Annotated in this window: 4 protein-coding genes and 1 pseudogene; 3 read left to right on the top strand and 2 right to left on the bottom strand. The window is 61.7% G+C overall.

The window, feature by feature from the left end; all coding sequences use genetic code 11:
• The first annotated feature begins 597 nt into the window (after window positions 1–597).
• Together M727_RS43615 and M727_RS43610 are read left to right on the top strand one after the other, a co-directional pair.
• Window positions 598–1,065, top strand: a complete 468-nt coding sequence (locus tag M727_RS43615; protein ID WP_280944204.1) for an FAD/NAD(P)-binding protein — start codon at window positions 598–600, stop codon at window positions 1,063–1,065.
• 7 nt (window positions 1,066–1,072) lie between these two features.
• Window positions 1,073–1,645 carry a hypothetical protein gene (locus M727_RS43610; RefSeq protein ID WP_027156005.1) on the top strand — a complete coding sequence of 191 codons (573 nt, stop codon included), beginning with the start codon at window positions 1,073–1,075 and terminating at the stop codon, window positions 1,643–1,645.
• Window positions 1,646–1,816: 171 nt separating this feature from the next.
• On the opposite strand, the gene M727_RS0132460 is transcribed toward M727_RS43610, so the two are convergent.
• Window positions 1,817–3,379, bottom strand: coding sequence for an ISKra4 family transposase (locus M727_RS0132460; RefSeq protein ID WP_156941726.1), 1,563 nt, complete (start codon window positions 3,377–3,379; stop codon window positions 1,817–1,819).
• A gap of 63 nt (window positions 3,380–3,442) precedes the next feature.
• On the opposite strand from M727_RS0132460, the gene M727_RS42670 reads away from it, so the two are divergent.
• Window positions 3,443–3,637 carry a hypothetical protein gene (locus M727_RS42670; protein WP_198032746.1) on the top strand — a complete coding sequence of 65 codons (195 nt, stop codon included), beginning with the start codon at window positions 3,443–3,445 and terminating at the stop codon, window positions 3,635–3,637.
• Between the two features lie 75 nt (window positions 3,638–3,712).
• Here M727_RS42670 and M727_RS42805 read toward each other — a convergent pair.
• A pseudogene (locus tag M727_RS42805) lies at window positions 3,713–4,012 on the bottom strand (PLP-dependent aminotransferase family protein); the annotation flags it as partial.

Genomic DNA, 4,012 nt, shown 5'->3' with positions numbered 1-4,012 from the left:
CGTGCGGCCCTGGATTTGTTGATCGAGGCCATTGCGACGGCACAATATTCGCGCCCACGTGGCAAGGTGGTGCAGTTCCCCCGGCAAGGCCATTAACTGCTTCTTCACCACGTTATGGGACTATGGCAACGGAGCGAACCGGTCTTGCGTATCGCTCCCACTTAGCTTGGATGCGCGTGCGTCCGCGCCGCTTTATTGCCACTTCTTCGGCCGCACCTTTGTGCGGGCTGCTTTCGTCCAGCAGCGGACCTGCCGGCCGCGCCTTTTCGCCTCGGCGGCTTTCTTCGCCGCAGTACGATTTTCGCCTGACCGGCGGGAGCGAACGCGCCCGCACCGCCCTGATCGGCCACCACCGAGACCGACAGGTTAATATCCTCGCATTCCGAAGTTCTGGATAAAAAGAAGCCGTTCAACTCGCGGTCCTGTCCGCCAAAGGTAAGAGATGCCTTTCGAACCGATGCTGAAGGCGTCGTTCAGACAGAATTCCGGAAACACCGCCTGGGCTGGTGGCCCCGGACCGCTCTGCTTCTGACTCATTGCAAAGCGCGTTGCGCGTGATACCCGTGCTCTTGGTCTGGCAAGAGAGCGGCTTATGGGATTCCGTCGTCTTCGGTTCGTGTTGCCTATTCCAGCGAGGAGCCGTCGAATCGGGTCAATGTGCCTGCTGTCAGAATGAGCATGGCTCCGGATGACCCACAGCATTTTGCGCGCTGGTTGGCCGGCAGTGGGGAACTCGAGTGCGACACGGACGCCATCTGGAAAAATGGCGATGTCTTTCCGCGGCGGCGGGTGTTCGGCCGCTGCGTCGCCGAGCATCTCGCGCCTTATCTCGGTACGGACGCCGTGCGCCATGTCGCTGCTCACGCCACGGCCGTGACACGCGACGCGACCGGCGCCGGCTGGACCGTGCACAGCTCGGTCGGACTGGTCGCCGCCGACGCTGTCGTCCTGGCAGTGACACATCCGCGGCCCGGCATCCCGGCCGCGCTGGCCCCGGTCGCGCAGGCACACGGGTTTCATCGCCGATCCATATGCTCCGGCGGCTCTCGCCACGATCGATCCTGAGGCAGCCGTGCTGATCGTCGGCTCCGGCCTGACCTCGGCCGACATGGTGGCCGAGCTTGATCGCCGTGGCCATCGCGGTCGCATCCTGGCGCTGTCGCGCCGCGGGCTGCGCTCGCGTGGCCATCCCGATGTCAGAGGCGAACCCTTCGGCGATTTTGCATCATCGCCGTCCGCTACGGCGCTTGGCCTGCTTGGCAACATTCTGGCTACATTGGCGGCGGCGGGCGCGGCCAATGTCAACTGGCAATCAGTTTTCGACCAGTTGCGCCTGCAGGGGCCGGTGCTGTGGGCCGCCCTTGCTCCGCCCGAACGGGCAAGGCTAGTCCGTAAGCTGCGTGTGTTCTGGGACGTGCATCGCTTCAGGATCGCCCCGCAGGTCGCTTCCGTGCTGGACCGCCGCCAGGCGGCCAGCACGTTCGACAACATCGCGGCGGCCTGCTGGCCTCAAATGCCCAGGAAGGCCTCGCCGTCAGCTTCCGGCGGCGCGGGCAAACACGGATCGAGACCGCGCGCTTCGACGCGGTCATCAACACGACAGGGCCGGCACATGGGCAGGCCCTTCAGTTCAATCCGGCGCTAGGCTCATTGGCCTGCCGCGACCACGTCCTGACAGCCGGGTGCGGCAGGGCCGGCAACAGAAGCAAACATTCAACATGGATCACCCGATGGGGCTGCCACTTTTATCGGGACAATTCATGGTAGGAAACCAAATCAGATTTAATGACTCGGGGAGACCGGTAATTTTCCGGGGTTATGCGGCGGCCTGCAGGAGGGGTGGTTTGGGCTTGAACAAAGGGGGCACGTTCGGCTCTGGCTGTCGGAACGGTGCCCGCAAGCGATCGCGAAGCTCATCCTTCAGTTCGGCGCTGCGGACTTGCATCAGCATATGGGCGCCGCGTGGCGACCAACGCATTTGTTGCTTCTTGACCATCCGCTTGCCGACAACCGAATTCACCGCTGACTCGGCGAGCGTGGTTGCGACACGAAGCCCGGCCCGATAGCGTTTTCCATAGTTGACGATCGCACCGCGGTTCGAACGGATGTAGGTCAGGAGCTGCGAGCCAAGGCTGTGAAGACGCGCGGTCGAGAATTCGTCTTCTACCTGCGACTGCTTAAGTCTCGCCAGAAGCCGCTCCAGGCCGCGGATCGCACGATCAACACGCCCGTGCCACAGGCGCCATTTCACGGCCTTGATCTCCCTGTCGATGGATGAAAAGGCTTCGGGGAGATCGGATCGGGATCGTACGATGTGGCTGGCGATCTGCTGCATCGGCTGGATCTTCATGGCAATGTGGAACCAGTCGATTATGTGAACTGTCGGCTTCGGCATCGCCTGAGGCAACCGCTTCAGGATCTCGGCGCCGTCCGAGATCACGGTGACGTCGCCGAAGCCGCAATAGCCTTCGCGCTCCAGTGCATGAAGGGCGCGGTTCCGAATTGCGGTCTGATCGGTGCTGCCTGTGACGAAATAGCGGCCACCGGGATCGCCCCGACCGCCGCGGCCACATCGGGCCACGACGAGCTCGAAATTTCGTGCCGAATTGGGATCGGCGCTGCGAACATGAGCCGTATCGATGCTAATGACGAATTCATTGCGCCTATCGCCGGGAAGCCGGATTTCGAACTGGCGGCGATCCTCTGCTTGAGACATCGCCCGCCGTTCTTCTTGTGCGATCCGGTCGTCGAGCCGCTCCCCGACTCTGATCGTACGCTTGCGCACCGTCGCGTGTGTCTCGGTCGGTTCAATCGGCAGAAACTCGGCAAGCACCTTCGCCGCCTGCCGGTAGGGCATCATGCTTCCCGGCCGCGCCGTCAGTTCCATCAGCTCGGGCGTGGCCCGCTCTGGGCAAATCTCCTTCAGCGGCGCGAAGGCAACGACCATGCCCGGATGGCAATCCCTGCACAGCGTCCAGCGGGGACTGCGAACCTTCACTGTCCCGAAGACAGGTCGGATCCGGCGTGCCGTATAGTCCTTGATCGGCCGAAAGGCGTGGCAATCCGGGCAGACGCGACGAAAGAGGGAGTAGGTCTCGGCCTCATGGCTGACGACCGCACCCTGCAGCGCCGCCATGATCCTTGCCATCGTCGACCACAGGCCGATGTCACCATCAAACAGGCGCTCCCAGCTCTTGTAGATCCGGACGTCGCGACGACAAACGTCGCCGAACTCGTTCTTCCCCTCGATCGTGATCGTCCACTCCACCGCCGTTGTCGCGCCTCCGAACAAAACGACGGTGGTGGACTGCATGGCCTTAACTATTCGTTCCCCAACCCCAGAGAAGTTACCGGTCTCCGCCTGGAATCGGCGCAGCATGAATGGCCGTCTCACTCAAAACGCGATCCCAGCCCCGCATGGGCGAACCTGCCTCCGGACCTGATGAATTCTTGGCTGGTGAGGGCCGACGGCTGCGGCGAGTTTCGGTGGCGTAAAAATGGTGTATTTCAACTGAGAGGGGTGGAACTGGATACAACTGCAGTGCCGTTTGGAATTGGGCAAGTGTTTCATACGTCAAAGCGTCATTTTGAAGGTCACGAAAAGCAAGAAACAAATTCGGCGGCAAAAGGTGCATGACCGCCATTGAACAGAGGCACCTCGACGTCGCCGAAATCCGGCTCCCTTCGCACGAGGATTGACAGCAAAGGTTGATCACCTGCGTAGCCGATCGACGGCCTGACTCAGCAAATGGATACCGCGCTCTATTTGGCGCACGTCCAAAGCTGCGTAGCCCATCACCAAGCCAACATGGTCCGGCGAGCCCTCGGATACGAGAGGATCGAAGAGTGGCATCACCGAGTAGACGCCAATGCCAGTCTTCGATGCTTTCTCGATCAGCTTGTCCGTCGCCGACCGGGGCAGTTCCCGGAGCCAAGCGACAATGTGTAGCCCCGCATTCTCTCCCGATACGCTAATGCGATCGCCAAATTTATAGTGAAGTGCGTTTAGAAG

Origin of the sequence: Mesorhizobium sp. WSM2561 (assembly GCF_000513915.1) — a bacterium.
Taxonomy (GTDB): Bacteria; Pseudomonadota; Alphaproteobacteria; order Rhizobiales; family Rhizobiaceae; genus Mesorhizobium; species Mesorhizobium muleiense.
Note: the sequence above shows the minus strand (reverse complement) of the source record. Positions and strands in the feature narration are given on the sequence as shown.

Excerpts from the sequence above, each read along its gene's own strand:
- M727_RS0132460 (WP_156941726.1), bottom strand. The coding sequence starts at position 3,379 with ATGCTGCGCCGATTCCAGGCGGAGACCGGTAACTTCTCTGGGGTTGGG.
- M727_RS42670 (WP_198032746.1), top strand. The coding sequence starts at position 3,443 with ATGAATTCTTGGCTGGTGAGGGCCGACGGCTGCGGCGAGTTTCGGTGG.